The 22,489-nt window shown below is 40.4% G+C and carries 9 protein-coding genes; all 9 read right to left on the bottom strand.

The genetic code is table 11. The features are described 5' to 3' along the window. Positions 1-58: 58 nt before the first annotated feature. The 9 genes from OGI71_RS15870 to OGI71_RS15830 all read right to left on the bottom strand — a co-directional run bounded on the left by OGI71_RS15870 (position 59) and on the right by OGI71_RS15830 (position 22,465). Positions 59-2,464 (bottom strand): ABC transporter permease, encoded by a 2,406-nt coding sequence (locus OGI71_RS15870; RefSeq protein ID WP_282250218.1) that lies wholly within the window; start codon positions 2,462-2,464, stop codon positions 59-61. Between the two features lie 296 nt (positions 2,465-2,760). Beyond that, the gene (locus OGI71_RS15865) at positions 2,761-5,145 is read right to left on the bottom strand and encodes an ABC transporter permease (RefSeq protein WP_282250217.1); all 2,385 of its coding nucleotides are present in this window, start codon (positions 5,143-5,145) and stop codon (positions 2,761-2,763) included. Positions 5,146-5,195: 50 nt separating this feature from the next. After that, the gene (locus OGI71_RS15860; RefSeq protein ID WP_282250216.1) at positions 5,196-7,601 is read right to left on the bottom strand and encodes an ABC transporter permease; all 2,406 of its coding nucleotides are present in this window, start codon (positions 7,599-7,601) and stop codon (positions 5,196-5,198) included. A gap of 29 nt (positions 7,602-7,630) precedes the next feature. Beyond that, a complete protein-coding gene (locus OGI71_RS15855) occupies positions 7,631-10,015 on the bottom strand; it encodes an ABC transporter permease (protein ID WP_282250215.1) in 2,385 nt (794 codons plus the stop codon). 19 nt (positions 10,016-10,034) lie between these two features. Beyond that, positions 10,035-12,398, bottom strand: coding sequence for an ABC transporter permease (locus OGI71_RS15850; protein ID WP_282250214.1), 2,364 nt, complete (start codon positions 12,396-12,398; stop codon positions 10,035-10,037). 33 nt (positions 12,399-12,431) lie between these two features. Next, positions 12,432-14,822 carry an ABC transporter permease gene (locus OGI71_RS15845; RefSeq protein ID WP_282250213.1) on the bottom strand — a complete coding sequence of 797 codons (2,391 nt, stop codon included), beginning with the start codon at positions 14,820-14,822 and terminating at the stop codon, positions 12,432-12,434. Positions 14,823-15,170: 348 nt separating this feature from the next. After that, positions 15,171-17,531 carry an FtsX-like permease family protein gene (locus OGI71_RS15840; RefSeq protein WP_282250212.1) on the bottom strand — a complete coding sequence of 787 codons (2,361 nt, stop codon included), beginning with the start codon at positions 17,529-17,531 and terminating at the stop codon, positions 15,171-15,173. A gap of 84 nt (positions 17,532-17,615) precedes the next feature. Then, positions 17,616-19,997: an ABC transporter permease gene (locus OGI71_RS15835; protein ID WP_282250211.1), complete on the bottom strand. Its 2,382-nt coding sequence runs from the start codon at positions 19,995-19,997 to the stop codon at positions 17,616-17,618. A gap of 59 nt (positions 19,998-20,056) precedes the next feature. Further along, the gene (locus tag OGI71_RS15830) at positions 20,057-22,465 is read right to left on the bottom strand and encodes an ABC transporter permease (protein WP_282250209.1); all 2,409 of its coding nucleotides are present in this window, start codon (positions 22,463-22,465) and stop codon (positions 20,057-20,059) included. Positions 22,466-22,489 lie beyond the last annotated feature (24 nt).

Here is a 22,489-nt window from a genome sequence, read left to right as displayed (position 1 = left end):
CTTTTTCTTATCATCCCGTAAACTATTGATGGGATTGATAAGGGCAATTTGAAATACATTATTCATCCCTTAATTTTTCAACAGGATTAAACCGGGTCGCCCGAAATACGATGAAGCCTACCAGTAGGCTAAGTATGCTCAGCAGTATGCCCAGTGGTAAAAGGTAGGTAAAAGCATTGATTTCTATCCGGATTATATAGTTCTGTAGCCAATGTTGCATCAGCATATAGCTAGATGGGACTGTAACCAAAACCGCCAATAGAAATATGCCATAGTATTCCTTTGAAAATAACAGCATCAAATGTGATAATGAGGCGCCCAGCACTTTGCGGATACCTACTTCCTTGTTACGGAGATGAATCGATAAGGAGATTAGACCGGTCAATCCCAGTACAACGATCAAAAGTGAAACAGCACTGGCGATCTGTGCTGCCCGATGCAGTTGCAGTTCCGTTTCATATAAACCTTTGATGCGGTCATCCATAAATTGATATTTAAATGGTGCATCAGGCATTAATTCTTTCCATTTTTTTTCCAGTCCTTGTACTGCTCTGGACAATCTGCCCGGTTTTAAACGGATACTCAGGTATCGGTATTGGAAATTTTCATGGATATCTGTCCAGACAATAGCTGGGGATGCACGGTGAAGAGAATTTGCGACAAAGTTATCGGTGACGCCCACAATGGTCATCTTATCTTTTGGATCGTTCAGGGCGATCTGTTGACCAATGGCACTCTCGGCATCACTGATGCCAAAATCTTCCATGGCTTTCTTGTTGATCACAACGGATCTATTTGTGGTATTTGTCAGTGCATTTTTGGGTAAAAAGGTACCTGCCAATAAGGGGATTTCATAGGTTTCCAAAAAGTAACTGTCACTGTTAATCCGTTGCACCTGTACGTCCGTATCGTTGTTATTGCCAAAAGCCGGTTGCATATTTGAGCCTAATAGCCCTGGTGTCTCATAGGAAAGGCTCACAGATTTGACTACTGATTCCTGCAGCAGCTCATGCCGGATGGCCTCCATTTTCCGGATACCATTTTCGGACCAGTCCCTTGGTGCCTGTACTGTCAACAGATAATCTTTGTTGTACCCTAAATTGCTATTTATAAATAGATTGACTTGTTTGGAGATAATCAGAGTGCAGACCAAGAGGAGTAGCGCAACAGCGAACTGAAAGAACAAGAGTACTTTCCGAGCCAATTGCTTGTCACCCAATGCGGAGAACTGATTTTTGACCGAAGGAAGTATCTTGATATTGGACAGTTTAATTGCTGGGTACAATCCCGCCAGCATGCCGATCACTACAGTCAATAGGGCCAATAAACCGAAAAAATAGCCCGGTAAATTGATTAGAGATGGCAGCTCGCGCATCAGTACATATGCAAACAAAGGGCGTACTATGCTATAGATGGGCAGACTGATCAATGCTGCAATAGCTACGATAAGAATATACTCTGTCAGCAATTGCCTTACCAATTGTGGTCTGGAAGAACCCATAATCTTGCGCACACCGATTTCCTTCAATCGTGTAATATGCTGTGCAATACTAAAATTGATAAAGTTGATGATGGCCATGACCAGGATAAAAATTGCTATCCAGACTAGGGTCTGAATCATTTTGCGGACAGCGCCTTGATTATCGTCTAGATAATAGCTTTTCAACGGTTTTAGGTCGGGGCTGTATTGGCTGGCAAATTCTTGATCGGTGTTTTTATGCACCAGCGCTTGAATCGCCGCATCCAGTTGTTGCGTCGTCACCCCAGCTTTCAATTCGAGGTAACCTGCGATGTAAGGATTATTCCAGTTATCCAGAGATCGGCCAAAGTATTGTTCGTTGGCAATGGGCAGGAAAATATCGGAATGCATATCCTTTGTCAAATCCATGATCGCATTTTGTACAGCAGTTTTTATGACGGCCGTAATTTCAAAATCATGTTTTTCGCCTTTGAAATTTTTAATCTGCAAGGTTTTTCCTAGGACATTTATGTTTCCAAAATATTTTAAGGCAGCCTGGTCGGTGATCACCACAGAAAAGGGATTATTCAGCGCGGTCTTAGGATTACCTGCTAAAAGTTCAAAACCAAACATGGTCAAAAGGCTGGGATCACCGAGGGCCATCCCTTCTTCATGGATTGTAGCACCATTAGCGATAATACCTGTTAATCCATCGATACGATAATAGTTGGCAACCAAATTTGGATATTCTTCATACAGGGCTTTGGGGAGCGCTCCGATTGTGGTCAAATTGATCCCAAATCCTTCTTTCTTATACTTGCTCTGTAATAAAAATTGCTGATCTATATTTTTGATCTTGCTATTTACCTGTTGAACATCCCATACATAGGCCCCGACCAGTAGTAAAAAGGTAATGCCAAGGGTCAATCCAACTAGGTTGATCAGGTTTTGAATTTTTTTCTTTCGGATATTCCGCCAGGCAATCTTGAAGTTTGTAAAAGTCATTGTCACTCGTATAAGGTTTATTTTCATCACCGCAAACGGATCGGATGCAGGTTTTGGTTTTTGCTAATTTGTGTACGATAATACAAATCCTTGGCCAAGCCTGTAGTTTACTGATTGTTAGTTTGTTAAAATTGTTTTTACCGAGTGGGCTGTCCGAAATCGGACAGTCATTGTACACCCGCGAACACCTCGGTCTGGTCGATTCCTCGAACGGATAGCAAATAACAAGACAGGTAAACCTGACCTAGCTTAAGCTATCCATAGGATCGCTTATCTCTTGTTTGACAGCTTCCTTTCTATTCGTCCCTTAAACTATCAACAGGATTGGCGGTGGCGGCTTTTATGGATTGTAGAGATACCACGGCAGTCGTTAAAATAAGCCCAATGCAGAAAGCCAATCCAAAGATCCACCAGCCCATACTGATCCGAAATGGAAAATTGTCCAGCCAGCGGTTCATAAGATAATACGCAAGTGGTGTAGCAAGTAAAAAAGCAATTGTTATCCATTTAAAGAAATCTTGTGACAACAATACAATAATACCTGTTACAGAAGAACCTAACACTTTTCGGATTCCGATTTCTTTTGTTCGTTTCAGGATGTTAATGGAGAGCAGTCCCAAAAAACCGAGCATACTGATGCTTATCGCGACGATAGCAGCGATCCAGATTAGTTTTTCCAATAATGCTTCTTTCTTGTAGAGCTGAGCAATCTGCTGATCATAGAATTTGTATTGGAACACTTCATCGGGATACCAATTTTTCCATTGCTGTTCCAGGTCTTTCACGAGCAGTTGGTGATCGGTACCCTTCAGTTTAATCGCTACATTTTTTAACCGTGTTTCGTTATACCCAATTACTGTAGGAGAGATGAGGTCGTTCAGCGAATTGGTGCTAAAGTCCGCAACAACCCCTACAATTATTCCTACTTGTTCTTCGTTCAGCCCACCGGCGTTTAAAGACTTGCCGATAATATCATTAGGATCTTTATAGCCCAATGCGGTAGCCATATTTTGATTGATCAGAAATTCAGGTTTCTTGGAATTGTCGTTGAAATTTCTTCCTGCCAATAATTTGATGTTAAAAGTGCTGATATAAGTAGAATCCCCGATAGCGTATCGGGCAGGCCATTTTTCCCATTCTGTTTTGTTGTCAAACTGGATGGTTCCGCCCCATACCTTTTCAGATGAAGGTGGATTATCGCTAAAAGTGTACGATTGAACATCGGTTCTATTGCTGATGAAATGAGCGATTTTCGCTTTTGATTGGATCATTTTTTTTGTGAACGGAAGCAGGATAACCTGCTCCCTACTGAATCCAATATCTGTGTTTTTGAGGTGATTTACCTGTAAGACAATAACAAAAGTGGCGATCAGCAGCGTCATGGCGATCACATTCTGAAAAACAATAAGCGTTTTGCGGCTAAAGTTCCAGGGGCCTATGGTCAGCTTTTTCAATGCCTGCTGGATGTCCATCTTGTTGACAAAAATGAGGGGATAGATGGAGGTCAACAGGCTCGTTAAAACCCAGATGAGGCCAATGATAGCTATAAATGACCGAGGATGGACAATCTGTACAGGTTCATGTGGAAAAAGAGCCTGATTTGCCCAATTGGAAAAGATCAGCAATAAAACTAAGGCGAAGATGATAGCAGCAGCGGTCAGGATCAGGGTTTCGATCAGAAACTGAATGTAGAGTTGTCTTTTGGAACAGCCCAGTACCTTTCTCACGCCCATTTCTACACTGCGGTTCATTTGTCTGGCAAAGGTGATGTTGCTGTAATTGACCAATGCCATGATACTGACTCCGATGGCAATTGCGACCAGTATACTCAGAAGTGTACGTTGTGTTCCCTTTCCGTAATCTGTGTCAAAATGGTAACTTGTTAAGGGCAGGAGTTTATAACTGAATGTCTGTAGTACATCTTTGTGCCAGTACTTGGCAACCAGCGTATGTATGGCCTGCTCGACGGTATTTTTATCGGCGGCGTTTTTTAAGGTGACAAGGATATTATTGCTTGAGTTGGAGTAGCCCCAATTATTAAAGAACCCGTCGTTTTGAGGGATTTGCCATAAAGTAGCGAGCGAACTTTGCGAAAAATAGATTTCTGAACGGAAGTCTGAATTTTTGTTACGGTCATCTATGATACCCACAACTTTCACTGGAAATTTGCTGTCGACCAAGATCGTTTTGCCCAAGGGGTTATCGTTATTAAAATAAGTTTTGGCTGTTGTTTTGGTCAATGCGACGGTATTAGGCTGATCCAGATCTTTTGGGGATCCCGCTAACCAGGGGAAATTTAATGTGTTAAAATATTCCGATGAAACAAAAGCGGCTTTGCCCTCCGTTTTATACAACTGATCTGCTATCCGTAGCATCAGGTCCTTATTATCCATATACAATACCGTTCGTTCCACTTGAGGAATTTCACGTAAAATAGCGTTGTACATGGCATAAGATCCACCTTTGCTATGTTCGACCTGCTCTAGTTTCAGATCCTGTACGACTAGAAAGGTACGATCTTTATCGGTATGAAACTGATCAAAACTATATTGGAAGCTATTATAGCTATAGATAAATAAACTACATGCAATTGCCAGACCTAAACCAGCAATTGTTAAAAAGGTATAGTAGCTATGTTTCAATAGTTGTCGTAGCGCTGATCTGAAATATGTTTTAATCATAATTTTATTGTGTTGCGTTTACAATATCATTGTTTTTGTCGTATAGGAGATTATTCCTCCCGCAGGCTATCAACCGAATTTGCTACAGCTGCCTTGATGGCTTGTGAACTAACGGTCAGAAGTGCGATCAATACAGCAAGTAGCCCTGCAACGGCAAACATCCACCATTGCATTTCAACGCGGTAAGCAAAATTTTCCAGCCATTTGTACATCGCCCACCAGGCTATCGGTGAAGAAATCACGATGGCGATCAGAACAAGTTTGATAAATTCCGCCGAAAGCATCCGTGTGATACCAGGAACGGAGGCGCCGATGACTTTACGTATACCTATTTCTTTCCGGCGCTGATTTGCCGTAAAAATAGCTAATCCAAATAAACCTAGACAGGCGACAAAAATCGTCAGTCCGGCGAATATGCTTAACAATTTTCCTGTTTTGACTTCGGCCTGATAGGTCTGGGCATAGCGATCATCGAGGAAAGAATAATTGAATGGAATATCGGAAGGGAATGAGTCATAGACAGCTTTCAACTTTTGAATGAGAGCCTCGGTATCTTTTGTCTGTGTTTTGACAATCAGACTCCCTGCTTGGTCGCCCAATACCATGACCAATGGTGAAATGGATTCGTGTAGCGATTTAAAATGAAAATCTTTGACAACACCCACGACATGATAGGTTTTATTATCCTTATTGGTCAATGTACGGCCAAGGCTTTTTTCTTTCCAACCCAGATCTTTTGCTGCGGTTTCATTCACGATAATGGATAAGGTATCGTTACCAAAAGCTTTCGAAAAATTTCGTCCCGCATGAAGCTGCATGCCCATTGCAGCAATATAGTTCTCGTCTACATCATAACGTAGTGTTTTGACCCATTTTTCTGTATTTCCGTCTGGATAGACAAAGAAGTTATTGTTGTTGGTTTCTCCAGCGGGTAGGTAAGATGAGCGGGAAATATGCTTGATACGGCTGTCTTCGGATAATAGCTTGACGTACGTTTTTTCGTTTTCGCCCAAGGGCCAACTCTGGATCACAATGACATTCTCTTTTTCATAGCCTAATTTGATGTTTCGCATATAATCGAGCTGTCGGATGACAACCACTGTGCAGAAAATGAGCCCTACGGAAATAATAAACTGAAATACCACAAGGCTGCTCCTGAGATTGAACCGTTTTGTAGATCGCAACAAACGTCCTTTTAATACAACCAAAGGGTTGAATGCCGCTAGATATAAAGCCGAATAAGTACTCGAAAATAGACCGATCAGTAAGCCGAATGCGAGCAGGAGGGGGATTATTTTGGCAAAATCGAGTTGATGGATCTCAATGGATTTGCCTGATAATTGATTAAATAGAGGAAGAGCAAGTAAAACGATCCCGACTGCTAGAAACAATGCCAGATAGGTCAGCAGAATGCCTTCGGAGAGGAACTGACGGATCAGGCTTTGCCTGTCGGCACCTAGTACTTTCCGTACACCTACTTCCCGGCTTCTCCGGAAACCACTTGCCGTTGATAGGTTCATAAAATTGATCGTCGCAATTAATAGCATAAACAGCGCTATAGCACTAAAAATATAAATGTACCGGATATCACCTGATGGACTTAGATCGTAGCCAAAATTGGAGTGCAGATGGATATCGGTCAGGGGCTGTAAATAGAGACCTATTGTATTGCCTGATTTTTTGTAATCCGCATAGCTCATTCCGAATCCAGCCATAAACTGGGCTCCAACATGTTTGTCAAATAAGGCCGCTAAATTTTTCTCTAGACTTTTTAATGAGGTATTTTCTGCGAGCAGCGCATACGTATAATATTCGGATGTCATCCAGGAGTTTGAACGGGAATCTTCCAGTGCCGAAATTGAGGTGAAAATATCGAAATGGAAGTGCGAGTTTCTGGGGATATCCTTCATTACCCCAGTAATTTTTAGGATATTTTGATCACCTTTTATGGCGAGATCCCGACCTACAACGTCTGTTGTTCCAAAATATTTGCGTGCCATGGATTCAGATATTACCGTGGTATAGGGCATCTTCAACGCGGTATTCGCATCACCTTTGATAAGAGGCAAGGTAAATATTTTAAAGAAGGAGGCATCAACATAGGCCATCTGTTCATCACGAAAAACTTTATCACCAACCGTAAATAAGGGTGCTCCAGCTTGTCTCAAACGCGCTGTCTCCTGTACTTCTGCTAATTCAGCTTTCATTGTGGCTGCCACAGGCGGCATGACATGTGCCTCATTCATCGTTCCTCCTTGTACCGTACCCCGAAAGACGACACGTACAATTCGATCCGCATTTGTATTGAACCGATCAAAACTGAATTCATCGGTGACATATAGGCTTATCAGCAAACAGATCGCAATCCCCAAGGCTAACCCAGTGATATTGATGATTGAGGTGGAAGAATTTCTTCTTAGATTCCGCCACGCTATTTTTAGATTGTTCTTTATCATAATGGGATCGTATTGGTTGGTATTATTGTTTACTCATTTCTCAGACTATTCACCGGATTGCTAAGTGCGGCCTTAATGGCTTGATAACTTATGGTTGCCATACTGATTAATATCGCCATTAGTCCCGCAATAACAAAATAATACCATTGAATCTGGATACGGTAACTGTAATCCTGCAACCATTTGTCCATTATCCACCAAGCGATTGGTGAGGCTATCAGAATAGCAATGATCACTAATTTAATAAAGTCTACCGATAGCAATGAAGTTACCTGTGTCAAACTTGCCCCGAGGACTTTGCGAACCGCGATTTCTTTCATACGTGTCTCAGCCATATATGCGATCAAGGCGAGTAGACCAAGACAGGAAATAAAGATGGTCAACCCTGAAAATAGCATTGAAATCGTCCCAATAGATTGTGTTTCTTTGAATTTAGCTTCAAAATTTTCGTCTATAAATTTGTAGTCAAATGGATACTCTGGATTGAACTTTTTAAAGATTGCTTCGATAGTTTTTAAATTGACTGCAGTACTGTTGTTTGGATTTAAACGATAGTGGATATTTGTAAACCAGGATTTAGGCCCAAAGACGACCATTGGATAACTTGCTTCAAAGGGAGATTCCGTAATAAAATCTTTGATTACCCCAACGACGACCCAGTCCTGACCATCACCGTTTATCGTTTGCCCAACCGGATGCTGCAAGCGCATCTGCTTGACCGCTGTTTCGGTCAGTAACATGGCATTACTGTCTGTCGGATATTGATAAATATTTATATCTCGTCCAGCAACAAGTTTAAATCCCAGCGTTTTCACGGCATCGGCATCGGTACTGAAACGGTTGAAGGAGATTTTTTTATCGCTCTCTGTACTGCCCTGCCAGGAGAAACCCCAGCCATTGCTGTAACGATCTGTGACCGGGGACATATTTTTTGTCACCGAGAGCACGGCATTGCTGGCCAACAATTCATTTCGAAGAGTCTGGTAGATCTTTCCGCTGTTAAGTTTGCCCGTAAATCGGGTCGCAGCAAGCCCATTGTCATTATAACCACGATCGCGATCCTTGGTATGCTGGATTTGTTGCGAAACGATGATAGTCGCTATAACCAAGATAATAGCGAGACTGAATTGGACGACAACCAGGATAGAGCGTACACTGATTCCTTTGTTGTATGTATTCAATTTTCCTTTTAATGTTTTTAACGGCTTAAAAGAGGAGAGAAAAAATGCAGGGTAGCTTCCCGCCAATACTCCAGTCAACAACGTGAAGCCAATTAAGAACAACCATGTATTACCGGACAAGATGGAGATGGTAAGATTTTTTTCAACCAGATCATTGAAGGCAGGGAGAACTAATACGATGGCTACGAGAGCGAGTATCATTGCACCAATACTGACCAGTATACTCTCGATAATAAATTGTAGAATAAGACTTTTTCTTTGTGCACCGACTACTTTACGTACGCCGACCTCTTTGGCTCTTCTCTCGGAGCGGGCTGTACTGAGATTCATAAAATTAATACAGGCAACAAGCAAAATAAAGACACCGATCCAGGTAAATAAATGAACTAACTGGATCCGTCCGGCAGTATAAGCGCCATTTTCACTTTTGTTGTAGAGATAAGTGTCTTTGTATGGAAATGCAAAGATTTCGTTTGTCGATTTGATTTCATTATCTCCTACATTGATATGGTTCTGGCTGAAAAGTCTAATTTTAGCATTGAAGTTTTCCAATGTTGTCCCTTCCCGTAACAGCACGTAAGTATAGGTTGAATTGTTTGACCAATTTTCATCTACATAGCCCATTTTCTTGGCCAAATCCCACGATAGCAGATAATCAAATTGTATACTGCTGTAGCTGGAAGGATCTTTTACGATCGCCTGGACGGTCACTAAATACGTTGATTCTATTTTGATGGTTTTTCCTATTGGATCCGTATCACCAAAAAGAGCCTTTGCATATTTTTCCGTAATGACAACCGAGTTTGCATCTTTAAGCGGATTGGTTTTATCTCCTTTAAGCAATGGATAGCTAAACATATTGAAGAAACCGGGATCGGCAAAAGTGGCACTGGAAACAAGATTTTTATCACCGAAGCTTGTTAGAAATTTATTATCCTGCTCGATACGCGTAAAGCTTTCAATTTCGGGGAAATCACTTTTCAGTGTTGGCCCCATGATCTTAGGCGTATTTGTCCAGGCCTGTAATTCGCCTTGATAGGTATCGCGGTTACTGATAATATAAAGCCGATCACTTTTTTCGTGAAAACGGTCTGTACCCAACATATTCTGCAACCATAGGGCAATAAGTAAGGCCCCAGCCATACCGATGGCTAACCCAATGATATTAATTGCCGAAAAAGCTTTATTCTTCAGTAAATTCCGCCACGCGATTTTGATGTATGTCTTGATCATGTTGTTTATCTTGAAATAATTATTCGTCCCTTAATGTTTTCACTGGATTGTGATTTGCCGCCCTGATTGCTTGCGAACTTACCGTCACGAAGGCGACAACCAAGGCTGCTAAGCCTGCTAATGCAAAAATCCACCACTGTATTTCGATTCGATAAGAGAAATCCTGCAGCCATTTATTCATTGCCCACCATGCAATAGGTGAAGCAATTAGAATAGAAATAATAACAAGCTTGACAAAATCTTTGGATAGCATCGCCGTAATTCCGCTTACTGAGGCGCCCAGTACTTTACGAATACCAATTTCTTTGGTCCTCAGCTCGGCGATATATGATGCTAGTCCAAATAAACCCAGACAGGAAATAAAGATCGCTAGCCCCGAAAAGATGAAAGCGAGCTGGGCTGTTTGTTGTTGGTCTTTGAATTTAGTGGCAAATTTCTGGTCGACAAACTGATACTCGAATGGATATGCGGGATTGAATTTTTTTAGAATCTGTTCGATCCGTGTGAGCTGATCCTGCACAGGAGAAGCTGGATTTGTTCGGATAATTAAATTGTACAGGGATTTCTTTGTTGAAGTGATGAGCAAAGGTGTTACCGGACTGTAGGGCGAACCACTGATGTAATCATTGATAACCCCTACAATGATATGGGTGGTATTTCCCCATTTGAAGTACGTTCCTATTGGATTTTTCAAATTCATTTCTTTGATGGCTGCCTCATTCAACAGTACTGCCGAACTATCCGCAGGTAGCCTGGCGTAGTCGATATCCCGACCGGCAATGAGTTTTAATCCAAGTGTTTTGACGAGGTCACTTTCTGTTCTCCCCAAGTTAAAGCCCATTTTTTTTCCTTGTTCCGGCGTTGAACCATCCCAGGAAAAACCACCCCATGCGCTACCGGCATTACTGGTTATTGACGACCCTGAACGTGTGACGGCAGTAGCAATTCCACTGTTGATCAGTTCTGATTTAATTGCGTCATAGTTTTTCCCCATATCGCCTTCCATGCCCATCTCTATTAGTTGGGAATTGTTATAGCCAACATCACGTTGTCCCGCATATTCAATTTGTCTCCGGACGACAATCGTGGCTATCATAAGTATGATGGCAATACCAAATTGAAAAATGACTAATAATTCACGAAAGTTCAAGGTGATCTTTTTTGATGAGCCAAATATTTTCAATGATTTTATCGGTTTGAAAGCCGATAGTACAAATGCAGGATATAATCCCGCCAGGATGCCTGTTAGAAAAACAAACCCGATCAACGAGAGCCAGATTGTTGGATCTGACAATGAAAGTACCAAAGGTTTATCAAATATCTTATTGAATAGCGGAAGTGTCAGTACTGCCAATGTAGTCGCAAGTACCCCAGAAATCATCGCCAATAATAAGGATTCTGTCAGAAATTGTGCGATAAGGTTGAAACGCTTTGCACCAACAACTTTTCGTATAGCGACCTCTTTTGCCCGTTTTTGGCTGCGCGCCGTACTGAGATTGATAAAATTGATACAGGCAATCAATAAAATTAATAAACCAATACCCGCAACAAGTTTAACCTGATCAATTTTTCCGCCAACTGGAACACCTTGTTCAAATTTTGAATACAGATGCATTTTGGACATTGGATACATAAATAAGGATCCTCCCAATTCACTATTGGTCTTTTTCTTGATAATATCGATGAGCTTATTATTAAAAGCATCTATATTGGTTCCTTTTTTTAGTTGAACATAGGTCGTGAAAGCAATCGTATTCCAGTTGGGCGAATAATCGTCGGCTTTGACAAGCGGAATGAGGTAGGTGAAATCAAAATTTGTATTGCCTGGAAGATCCTGCATGACAGCGGAGACTTTGTAAGGCTCCTTGTTGTCCAATATAATCGTCTTATTTATAGGATCCTTATCACCGAAGATACTTTTGGCAAGACTTTCGGTCAGGATAATATTTCTTGTCTCCCCAAGAGCCTTACTGTTATTGCCTTTTAAAAGTTTAAAATCAAATAGCTGAATAAAGGCCGGATCGACTTCGTTGCCTTTAGACTTGATCTTTTTGTCATCAAAAGAAATTAGCCTACTAATGCTCCAATAGATACGTGCTGCACGCTCAACTTCGGGATAATCGGCAATTAATGCCGGGGAAGCTTGTCCTGAGGTGTATTCTTGTAAGCTGATTTTGCCCTCTTCATTACGATTTTTGTTCAAAACCTTGTAGATGTTTTCTTTATCGCTATAAAAATTGTCAAACTGCAACTGATTTTGCACCCATATGCCGATAATCAATACAGCAGTCATACCGATGGAAAGTCCAATGATATTAATAATAGAATAGCTCTTACTTTTCCAAAGATTCCGCCAAGCTATTTTGATATGGTTTTTAAACATGTTGTTTCTATTGAAATATGAGATAATTGATAATTATTCATCCCTTAAACTGTCAATGGGATTTGTGACTGCTGCTTTTACCGTCTGAAAACTGATTGTAATAAAGGAGACCAGCAGTGCGCTTGATCCTGCAATAATAAATATCCACCAGTCCAGTGTAATGTGATAAGCAAAATTGTCCATCCAGCGATGCATGGCGTACCATCCCAATGGTATCGCGATCAATAGGGCTGAACAGACGAGTACCATAAAGTCAACGCTGAGTATCTTGACAATTTTGAATACGGAAGCACCCAATACTTTGCGGATTCCGATTTCTTTTACACGCTGTTGCACAGCATAAGCAGATAGCGCGAATAATCCCATACAAGCAATGGCAATTGTAATAATTGAGAAGAGCTGCATGACTTTTGTCGTCTGTTGATCTTTTAAATACAGTTTGCTATAGTCATCATTTAGAAAATGATATTCAAATTGGTTTTTCGCATTAATGTCTTTCACGACCGATTTCACTTGCGCTATTGCGTCTTGAATTGGCGTATTTGGGTTGAGTCGGATGAAAATATTACCAAAATAATAGTATTCAGGAAAAAGTACAATAGGCTTAATCTCATTGTGGAGTGAAGCGAAGTTGAAGCTGGCAACAACTTGTTTAATACTGCCTTTACGGCCGTTTAAATTTATTTTCTTACCGATAGCCTGTTGTGGTTTAAATCCCATCGCCGATGCGGCAAGTGTATTGACAACGAAACCGAATTCTGGTGATACGGTATCCCGTGCACGCAAAATATCCGTATCAGAAAGTGGCTCCCCTGCGACCGTTTTAATACGGAAGACCGATACAAAATCTTTTTCGATAGGAATTGCTGTCACATTCATTTCAAAATCGGTTGGTTGGCCCTCAACTTCATTAATGCTATATCCGCCCTGAATATTGACTGGATTGTCATAGGAAGCAGTTACACCCTGAACACTATTGAGCTGCATCAATTTATCTTTTAACAATTGCCGTTCCTTGTCCTGCCATCCCTGCCCGTCGATGACCAGCATATTCGTGCGGTCTAGCCCTGTATTTTTGGATTGTATAAATTGCATTTGACGTCCCGCAAATAAGGTGCAGATGATAAAGAAGATGGATATGCTGAATTGGAAGGTGACCAATACCTTGCTAAAAGAAATCCCGCTTTGTTTCTCCGTCAATTTCCGTTTGAAAATAGACATTGGTTTTGAGCTGGCAATAGAATAGGCCGGCCATCCGCCAGAAAGTAGTGTCAATACGATAAAAAATAGAAACAGGATAGCATAGAACCTGGGATCTGTCCATACCGTTAATTGCATTTCGCTTCCCATGTACGAACTGAATACGGGCAATAATAGAAATGTAGCCAGCAGGCCTAAAGAAAGGGAGAGCAATACCATCAAACTACATTCTAAGAAGAATTGCAAGAAAATCGTTTTTCGGGCGGCACCTAAAACTTTCTTAACTCCAATTTCCTTTTTGCGTTCGATGGCATGTGCCAATATTAAATTTGTGAAGTTAATGCTCGTCAGGATAATAAGCGCAGCTCCTAGAGCCATCAAAATATAGATATACACCAGATTGCCAGAACCCGCAGCCTTAGAATGCAGATGAATATCGATTAGTTTTTCAATTGAAAAGCTAAATTGATAACCTTGTTTGGTTGCCTCGGCGAATTTCGCTTTGGTGATCTGATCTAATTTCTGTTGAATGGCGCCAAAACTGTCCTTGTTTTTTAGTAGCGCAATGGTGATGTCATTTGCCGAAGACCATTCTGGTTGCTTGTAGCGTGCTAAATCTTTGTTGGAAAGAATGGCCGTGAAGTTTATCTGTGTATTTGTAGGTAAATCTTGTATGACACCGGAGACTTTCCAATTGACTTTATCTATAGCTAAGGTTTTTCCCAGTGCAGATTGTTTTGGGAAGTATTTTTCGGCGAGTTTTTTAGTCAGTACGATTTGATTTGGTTCAGTTAATGCATGTTTTGCATCGCCCTCGATAAATGTGTAACCTAAGGTGTTAAAAAAATTAGGATCAGCATACATCAGTTTTTTTTCCTTCGTTGTTTCGTCTTTCGATTCTATATTTCCGGCTTTGGAATATTCAAATAATCGGGTTGCCTGTTCGATTTCGGGAAGCTCTGCTTGCAAGGTGGGGGCTAGGGCTGTTGGTGTTACACTCGAATTTACCTCTTCGTTGCTATTGGGTGCCTTATAGGTCAGACTGAAATAAGCTAAACGGTCGGCATTTGGAAAAAAACGTTCATAACTTGATTCGTGAAAAATATAGGCTGCTAGTAACAGGAAGCAGGTAATGCCCAAACTTAAGCCAAACATGTTTAATAAGGAAAACCCCTTATTTTTTTTGATATTCCGCCAGGCAATTTTAAGGTAATTCTTAATCATCGTATTGAGTTTTTGACTTTTTCATCTGTAAATTTGTTCTTCAGTTGTGATGAAGCTATCAGATTTATTCATCGAATCTATGTTTTAAGCGACATTCATAAGTTCGCTTTGCTCGGTTATTCACTCCCCAGTATGACTGAATAAATCATGATGGTTTCATAATTTTCTGTCCTGCAAAGCTGTTTATCCAAATAGATAGCTTTTTGCTGGTCATGCACATTAGAAATAGCTAATTCAATTCGTTTGCCATAAGTGTAATTTGTTGATTATTAGTTGGTATTGTGTTTTGGTGGGACTGTTATATGTACGGAAACGGACAGTCTGCTGTCCGTCGCCGTACATGTGTGTCTACTCGTTTCGCAATGTGATCACCGGATTGGCCAATGCCGCTTTAATGGCTTGATAACTGACCGTTATTAGGGTGATGCCCAGTGCCGTTAATCCCGTAAAGGCAAATACTGTCCAGCTAATTGAAATGCGATAAACATAATCGTCGAGCCATGTTTCCATTAACAGATAGGCCAGAGGAGCTGCAACGAGGAAACCGATCAATGTCAACCATAGGTATTCGGTGCATAACAATTTCCATAAACCAACTTCTGATGCGCCAAGAACCTTACGGATACCAATTTCTTTTTCACGTTGCTCGGTTAGAAATGCGACCAAAGCATATAGTCCAAGACAGGAAATCAGTATGGCGAGCCCAGTAAAAATACTGGTCAGGCTTTTGATCATTTCCATTTGTTCAAATTGCTTGGCATATTCTTGATCTGTGAACGCATAATCAAAGATGAGATCTGGATCAAAGCGATTGAATTGTTGAGCGATTGCTTTCATCGTTTGACTGATATTTTGCTGTTCATTCAGTCTGAGTGTTATTTTATTTTTTGGTAGAAAATCAAGAAAATAGGCCGTAGGTGTAATGGATTTGAACGGGGATTCGGATAATGTGTTCTGTATAATACCGATAATGGTATAGTTGACTCCACTCCGAGAAAGCTGCTTGCTTGTCAGATCTGTAACCCCCATAAATTTGGCAGCTGCCTCATTGATAATTACTCCCGTGGAATCTGTTTTGAAATCTTTGGAGAAATTTCTTCCCTTCAAAAAATTCCATTGTACCGTTTTGGCAAAGTTCTCGTCTACGGTGAAAATTCCCATAATGGATCCTTCCTTTGTTTCATTCCCTTGCCAGCTAAAACCACCGCCAGTTAAAGTGAGCTTGTTTACGAAATTAGAAGTGAGTGATGCCTCCTGAATCAAACGTTGACTGGTCAGTTCTTTTCTTAGGATCTCAAAGTTTTTGGAAATTAATTGACTACTGCTAGTGATGTTGACTAAGTTTGAGCTTTTGTAACCAATCGGACGATCCTTTGTATAGTGCAATTGTTTGATGACCAAATAGGTTGCAATCATCAAAAAGATGGAAATTGCAAATTGTACAACAACCATTCCCTTTCTGGCATTGAATCCTCTTTTACCGATGTTCATCTTTCCTTTGAGCGCAAGGATCGGATTGAAAGAGGATAAGAACAGTGCAGGATATAGTCCAGCTGAAACTCCTAAAATAAGAACTGCCAATAAGGCATATGTGTAGAATTGAATACTCGTAAATGGAACATGCAATGAGGTATTGGTGATGGTATTGATCCACGGAAGAAGCAAGGTACTTAATATAAGTGCTATCAGAAAAGCACAGGATACGGAAAGGATGGATTCAACTAAAAATCCCGCAATCAGTTGCCGACGGTTTACACCAACAGATTTTAGAATACCAATTTCCTTTCCTCTTTTTAAACTTCGGGCTGTACTGAGGTTAATGAAGTTTATACTTGCCAACAAAAGAATAAATATACTGATCCAGGCAAACATCCATACATATTGAATCTGCCCACCTGCATTTTTGCCATTTTTGAATGAATCATAAAGATTCCATTTGGACATGGGGTGCAACAGAATCTCAGGGTTGATATCTGTAAGATTTGTTCTAAAGATATTGGTCAGTTTTTGCTCAAGTCCCAGAATATTTTGTGGGTTTTCAATCCTACCATACGTGCGAAAAAAGCAGTTTGACCACCTTTCGTCGACACCCTCATTTTTGTGGAGATAATCGACAAAAGGCAAAATATACGCTAATCCTTGAAATGTACTATTTTCAGGAATATCTTCAAAAACACCCAGTATATTATATTGCTCTTTTCCGTTGAGTTGAATAGTCTTCCCGATCACATCAGTTGACCCCAATAGACGATTGGCTAATGATTCGGAGATAATCATGGTGGATGCTGCTGTAGGGGTAGAAATATCTCCATGTACAGATTTTAATGAAAACAATTCGGAAAATTTGCCCATTGCATAAAAGCCGTCGACGTTGAATTTCTTGTCCCCAACCTTAAGGTTGTTACTTTCGTTGGTGACCAATGCAACATCCTGCATCTCATTGGTAAAATCAGATGCAATAACCTTTGCTAAGGGGACAGGAGTAGAATGACCCGTAGATTTTTCATTATTGAATGTACCTGTTAACATGACTTGATAGATACTATCATAGTTTTCATGATTGTGGTTGAAGGAAAACTGTTTCAAGATCCATAGCGTGCTTACCAAAGCAACCGTAAATCCCAGGGACAATCCAAGGATATTGATTGCCGTATTTAAGGGGTTGCGTTTAAGATTGCGTAAAGCGGTTTTCAAAAATAATTTAATCATGGCGGTGTTTGATGGTTATGTTTGTTGTTTTGGTGTGCTGATTAATTGTTCAATATATAAAGAGTTAATTTTTATGAATAAAAGCTATTCGTCTTTTAAACTTTTCACGGGGTTGGCGATAGCTGCTTTGATCGATTGAAAACTAACAGTAAACAGGGCAATCATAATCGTTAGGAAGCCTGCACCTAAAAATATGGTTATCGGCACTGTTGTTCTAAAGGCAAATCCATCTAGCCAGTTCGAAGTGAAATATAACGCGACAGGAAGTGCGATAACATTAGCGATAATGATCAAGAGCAAAAATTCTTTATTCAGCATTTGCATAATATTGAAGACCGTTGCTCCGAGGACTTTTCTGATGCCAATTTCCTTGGTTTTCAGTTGTGCGGTATACGTGCATAGTCCAAGAAGTCCCAGACAAGAAATTAGTATCGCTATGATGGCAAAGAAATTAAACAATGTTCCTTGTTTTTGCTCGCTCATATATTGTTGCTGGTAGCTTTCGTCCAGGAAACTATAACTGATAGGCATATCGTCATAGTAGCTTTTCCAGATTTGTTGCAGCGCATGCAACGCCGACTCGGTTCCGGCAGGGTTTGTTTTTATATAAAGCTGCTGGCAATCTTTTGGACTAAATTGAAAGACCATAGGTTCGATCTTTTGACGTACACTTGCGTAATTAAAATCTTTGACCACACCAATAATGGTTCCCGGAACAGTTCGAATCCGTAAACGAGCACCAATTGGATTCTTTAATCCCATCTCACGAACGGCAGTTTCATTGATGAGAAAATGCGTAGAATCTGCCATTGAGCCGGTGAAATTTTTCCCTTGAGTCAGTTTTATCTTGAAAAAATCAAGTGCATATTGATCCGAATGCGTAATGCTGAACCAAAGATTTGAATTGCTGGGCTTTCCGTCCCAATCGTTATCTCCTGTCGATCCACCACCATATACCATATCCCTTCCAAGTCGAATGACATCACTTACGCCTTTATTTTTCAGGAGATCACTTTTGACGGCATCAAAATGTTGCGCCATTTTATGAGCCATGGAAACAGCGATAATATTGCTCTTTTCATAACCTAGGTTCTTGTTGCGTATATATTCCAATTGTCGACCGATGACGATCGTCATTGTGATGAGAACAATAGATACCGTAAACTGTAACACGACTAATATCTTTCTAAAATTTGATTTCTTCATTCCGAATCTGCCCTTTAATACTTTGATTGGGTCAAAGTTTGAAAGTAATAATGCCGGATAAATGCTGGTCAATAGTAATGTGCCTATCAACATGATTAAAATATAGCTCCAGAGATCAATACTAGATAGCTGCAAAGAAATATGTTTGCCAGAGAAATTGTTAAAAAAGGGGAGAAAGATAAAAACAATACTGACTGCTAAAGTTGCAGCGATTGTGAAGAGCAATGTCGTCTCCAGAATAAATTGGGAAAATAACTCTTTTCTTCCAGCCCCGATAATTTTACGGATACCGACTTCTTTGGATCTGGATAAGGAGCGCGCTGTTGAGAGGTTGATGTAATTGATACTAGCAATGACAAGAATCATCAATGCGACGCCTATAAAGATATGGACAGTACCAATTCCTCCATCGCTGCCATCCATCTGATAAAGGTACATCTTCGCTAATTCTTGCGTGACATAGGGCACGGGAGTATCTTCTGGTTTATTGCGTTCATGTATCTTTTGTAATTTCTGAGCCACCACAGCGGGGTTTGCATCAGGTCTCAACTGCAGGTAGGTTCCAAAGGAGAAACTCGACCAATCTTCATCCATCGATGACAGATAGGTTTTATTGTCGTAGGTGGTTTTGTTTTTGATGTAAGTCTGTTCATTAAACCGTGAAAGGGGGAGGAGTACCTGAAATTGAAAGGAGGAGTTTTCGGGATAGTCGGGGATAACTCCACTTACTACACATAAATCTTCTATTCCCAATACCACAGTTTTGCCGATTGGATTTTCATCACCAAAATACCGACGGGCAGTGGTCTCGGTAAGAACAACGGAATTGTTATCAGGAAAAGGCAGCTTCTGGTTACCTTGAATGAGCGGGAAATCAAAAACACTAAAATAACTTGGATCTACAAAAGCGAAATTTTTTTCTCTAAATCGTTTGTCTTTATACTTGATGGCGGCATCACCGATCCTAAGGATACGTACAGCGTCCTGAACTTCGGGAATTTCTCTCTTGGCAAAACTCCCAACTGGGGCAATGATAGATCCAAATATTCGTTTTGAGATCCCCGTTCCACCCTCAATCCCAATTTTGTAGATCGAGCCTTGATTCTTGTGAAAACGGTCAAAGGACAATTCATCCTTTATCCATAGTAATAGGAAGATTCCCACAACTAATCCTGCGGTCAACCCGAGGATATTGATAGCGCTATAGAATTTGTTGGAAAAAATACTGCGCCATGCGGTTTTGATGAAATTCTTTATCATTGCGATCTGTTTTTAGATTCAAAATTAACTGTATGCCATTCTCGCCGCCATCACCTGATCTATTCGTCTCTTAGACTATCTACTGGATTTGCTTTTGCGGCCATAATACTTTTGGTTGACAGCACGAAGCTTGCGAATGCAATCAAGCCTAGGGCAGATAAGCCAAAAATCCATGGATTTATTGCGGTGCGATATGCGAAATCATTTAACCAATGATGCATAAAGTAATAGGCAATCGGGAACGCAATCAAACAGGCTATAGCCACTAGTGTAAGTAAATTCTTAAGCAATAAAATGGTAATCTGTAATACGGAAGCACCCAAAACTTTACGTATGCCGATCTCTTTTGTCCTTTGATTTGCTGTAAATATAGTTAACCCAAATAATCCTAATCCCGCAATAAATAAGGAAAGCCCCACAGCCCAGGACAGCAATTTGGAAAGCCGTTTTTCCTGGTCATAGAATTTTTGGACAATCTCATCCACAAAGCGGAGGTCGATCTCGTCGTCAGGGAAGGAAGCTTTGTAAGTAGATGTAATCTTATCAACAGCTGTTTTCCAATTTTCTGGATGCTTTTGGTCTAAAGCGATATGAAGCACATAACCGGTCTTGCTTCCGATGTATAGAACAGGTTTGACAGCCTGGTGGGCTGAAGTGATGTCAAAATTTCCCATAACACCGACGATAATGGACTCCCCATTTTCAAATGTTTTACCGATTGCATCCTGTGGGTCTTGGATACCTAATAATTCTAAACCTTTTCTATTGATCAACATTTCGCTTGTTGAGTCCAGTAAACGAATATTCCTTCCTGCCAAAAGTGGAATTTTATAAACATTTAAATAGTTCTCATCTCCTGATCGATTATCAAAAGTTAAGGATTTTTTGTCCGAAGATTGATCATAAACCATTGATGTGGTCATAAATCCATTCATAGCTGGTGCAATATTTCCAAAGCTTATGGCTTTCACCTCAGGAAGTTTCATTAGTTCGTTTTTGAGCATTGACCCTTTGTCCGAGTTTTGAAATGCTCCGGGGATATCTATGTTGATGATTGCATCCCGTTGAAATCCCATGTCCTTGTGGGATAGGTAATTGATTTGTCGGATTACAATCAACACACAGATCAGAAAAGCTTGGGCCATCACAAATTGAAAAATGGTCAGTGCTTTACGTATCCATGCACTTCTGGAAAGATTGGTGTTTTTTCCCAATTGGTTTTTGAGGGCTAATACCGGAGCATATCCTGTCAATACCCAAGCAGGGTAAAAACCAGCCAATAATGTTACCAGAATAAGTTGGACAAACAGGAACAGCACGATCAATTTTTTATCTAGCAATTCCAGACTTAAACTTGGAGGGATAAATCCTTCAAAAACACGTAAAAACAAGGGTAGTAATAGGACAGCAAACAGTGTCGCTGTTAGGGTGATCAGGAATGTCTCTACTAAAAATTGCTTAATTAACGTGGATTTTGAACTGCCCAATGTTTTGCGAATACCCACCTCTTTTGCCCGTTCGATAGATTGTGCGGTAGATAAGTTGATAAAGTTGACAGCTCCCAATGCTAACAGAAATATAGCGAGTAAAATCAGGTTACGGAGTGTTTCGGGTTTAGTAGCTCCATAATTGAAAGTCGTGTCAAAATGAACCTCCGATAAGGGCTGTAAGATAAGCTTATCCTTAAATGTCTTACCATTTTTGTTTCTGTACTTGTTGAGTAGATTTGCGATGTTACTTTCTACGCCATTTGGAGCAGTACCCGGTTTGGTTTTGATTAATACCTGATGGGAGTCGGAAATACTATTCCACGCTTCCCAATTAAACATCTCTTTCAGGCTGTTGTTCTGTGGAATTGTTTTTTCGGAGATAAAACTGTCGAAATTAAAATCTGAATTTTGCTGTGCATTTTCAACTACACCTACAACCTGGAGTGGGATACTGTCTGCATACACAATGGTTTTGCCAATGACATCGGCGGGTAACTCATCTCCATAGAATTTTTCCAGTGTCTTTTCTGACAATACGATATGGCCAGCTGTATTTAGGCTAAGTGGATTTCCGGATAGCCATTTGCGGGGTAAAATATCAAAATATTGACTATTGGTCAGTAAAATACCTTGCTCTTTAGGGAAAACTTGAGCTTTGTTGCTATTGGATGTGATTTTTAATTTTTGAACATGACTTCGATATATCGGGGCTACTGCGTCGAGGTTAGGTAGCTCTTCTTCCATAGTTCGTACTAAAGGCATGTATACACCTGCATTCTTAAAATCACCGTTACTGACAATACGATAAACCTGTTCGCGGTTTGGAACATTTTTATCGAAACTATAGTCGTATTGAATCATCAAAAAAATGACTAATGTTGCTGTAATGCCTATCGCTAAGCTCATGACATTGATACATGTAATCAGCTTGTGTTTTTTCAAGAAACGATAAGCTGTTTTTAGTGAGTTTCCAATCATTGTCGTTTAGTTTTAAATTGATTC

It is taken from the genome of Sphingobacterium sp. ML3W, from assembly GCF_029542085.1.
Classification (GTDB): domain Bacteria; phylum Bacteroidota; class Bacteroidia; order Sphingobacteriales; family Sphingobacteriaceae; genus Sphingobacterium.
Note: the sequence above shows the minus strand (reverse complement) of the source record. Positions and strands in the feature narration are given on the sequence as shown.

What these genes read in the sequence shown, in the direction of transcription:
- OGI71_RS15870 (WP_282250218.1), bottom strand. Translation starts at nt 2,464, where the DNA reads ATGACTTTTACAAACTTCAAGATTGCCTGGCGGAATATCCGAAAGAAA.
- OGI71_RS15865 (WP_282250217.1), bottom strand. Translation starts at nt 5,145, where the DNA reads ATGATTAAAACATATTTCAGATCAGCGCTACGACAACTATTGAAACAT.
- OGI71_RS15860 (WP_282250216.1), bottom strand. Translation starts at nt 7,601, where the DNA reads ATGATAAAGAACAATCTAAAAATAGCGTGGCGGAATCTAAGAAGAAAT.
- OGI71_RS15855 (WP_282250215.1), bottom strand. Translation starts at nt 10,015, where the DNA reads ATGATCAAGACATACATCAAAATCGCGTGGCGGAATTTACTGAAGAAT.
- OGI71_RS15850 (WP_282250214.1), bottom strand. Translation starts at nt 12,398, where the DNA reads ATGTTTAAAAACCATATCAAAATAGCTTGGCGGAATCTTTGGAAAAGT.
- OGI71_RS15845 (WP_282250213.1), bottom strand. Translation starts at nt 14,822, where the DNA reads ATGATTAAGAATTACCTTAAAATTGCCTGGCGGAATATCAAAAAAAAT.
- OGI71_RS15840 (WP_282250212.1), bottom strand. Translation starts at nt 17,531, where the DNA reads ATGATTAAATTATTTTTGAAAACCGCTTTACGCAATCTTAAACGCAAC.
- OGI71_RS15835 (WP_282250211.1), bottom strand. Translation starts at nt 19,997, where the DNA reads ATGATAAAGAATTTCATCAAAACCGCATGGCGCAGTATTTTTTCCAAC.
- OGI71_RS15830 (WP_282250209.1), bottom strand. Translation starts at nt 22,465, where the DNA reads ATGATTGGAAACTCACTAAAAACAGCTTATCGTTTCTTGAAAAAACAC.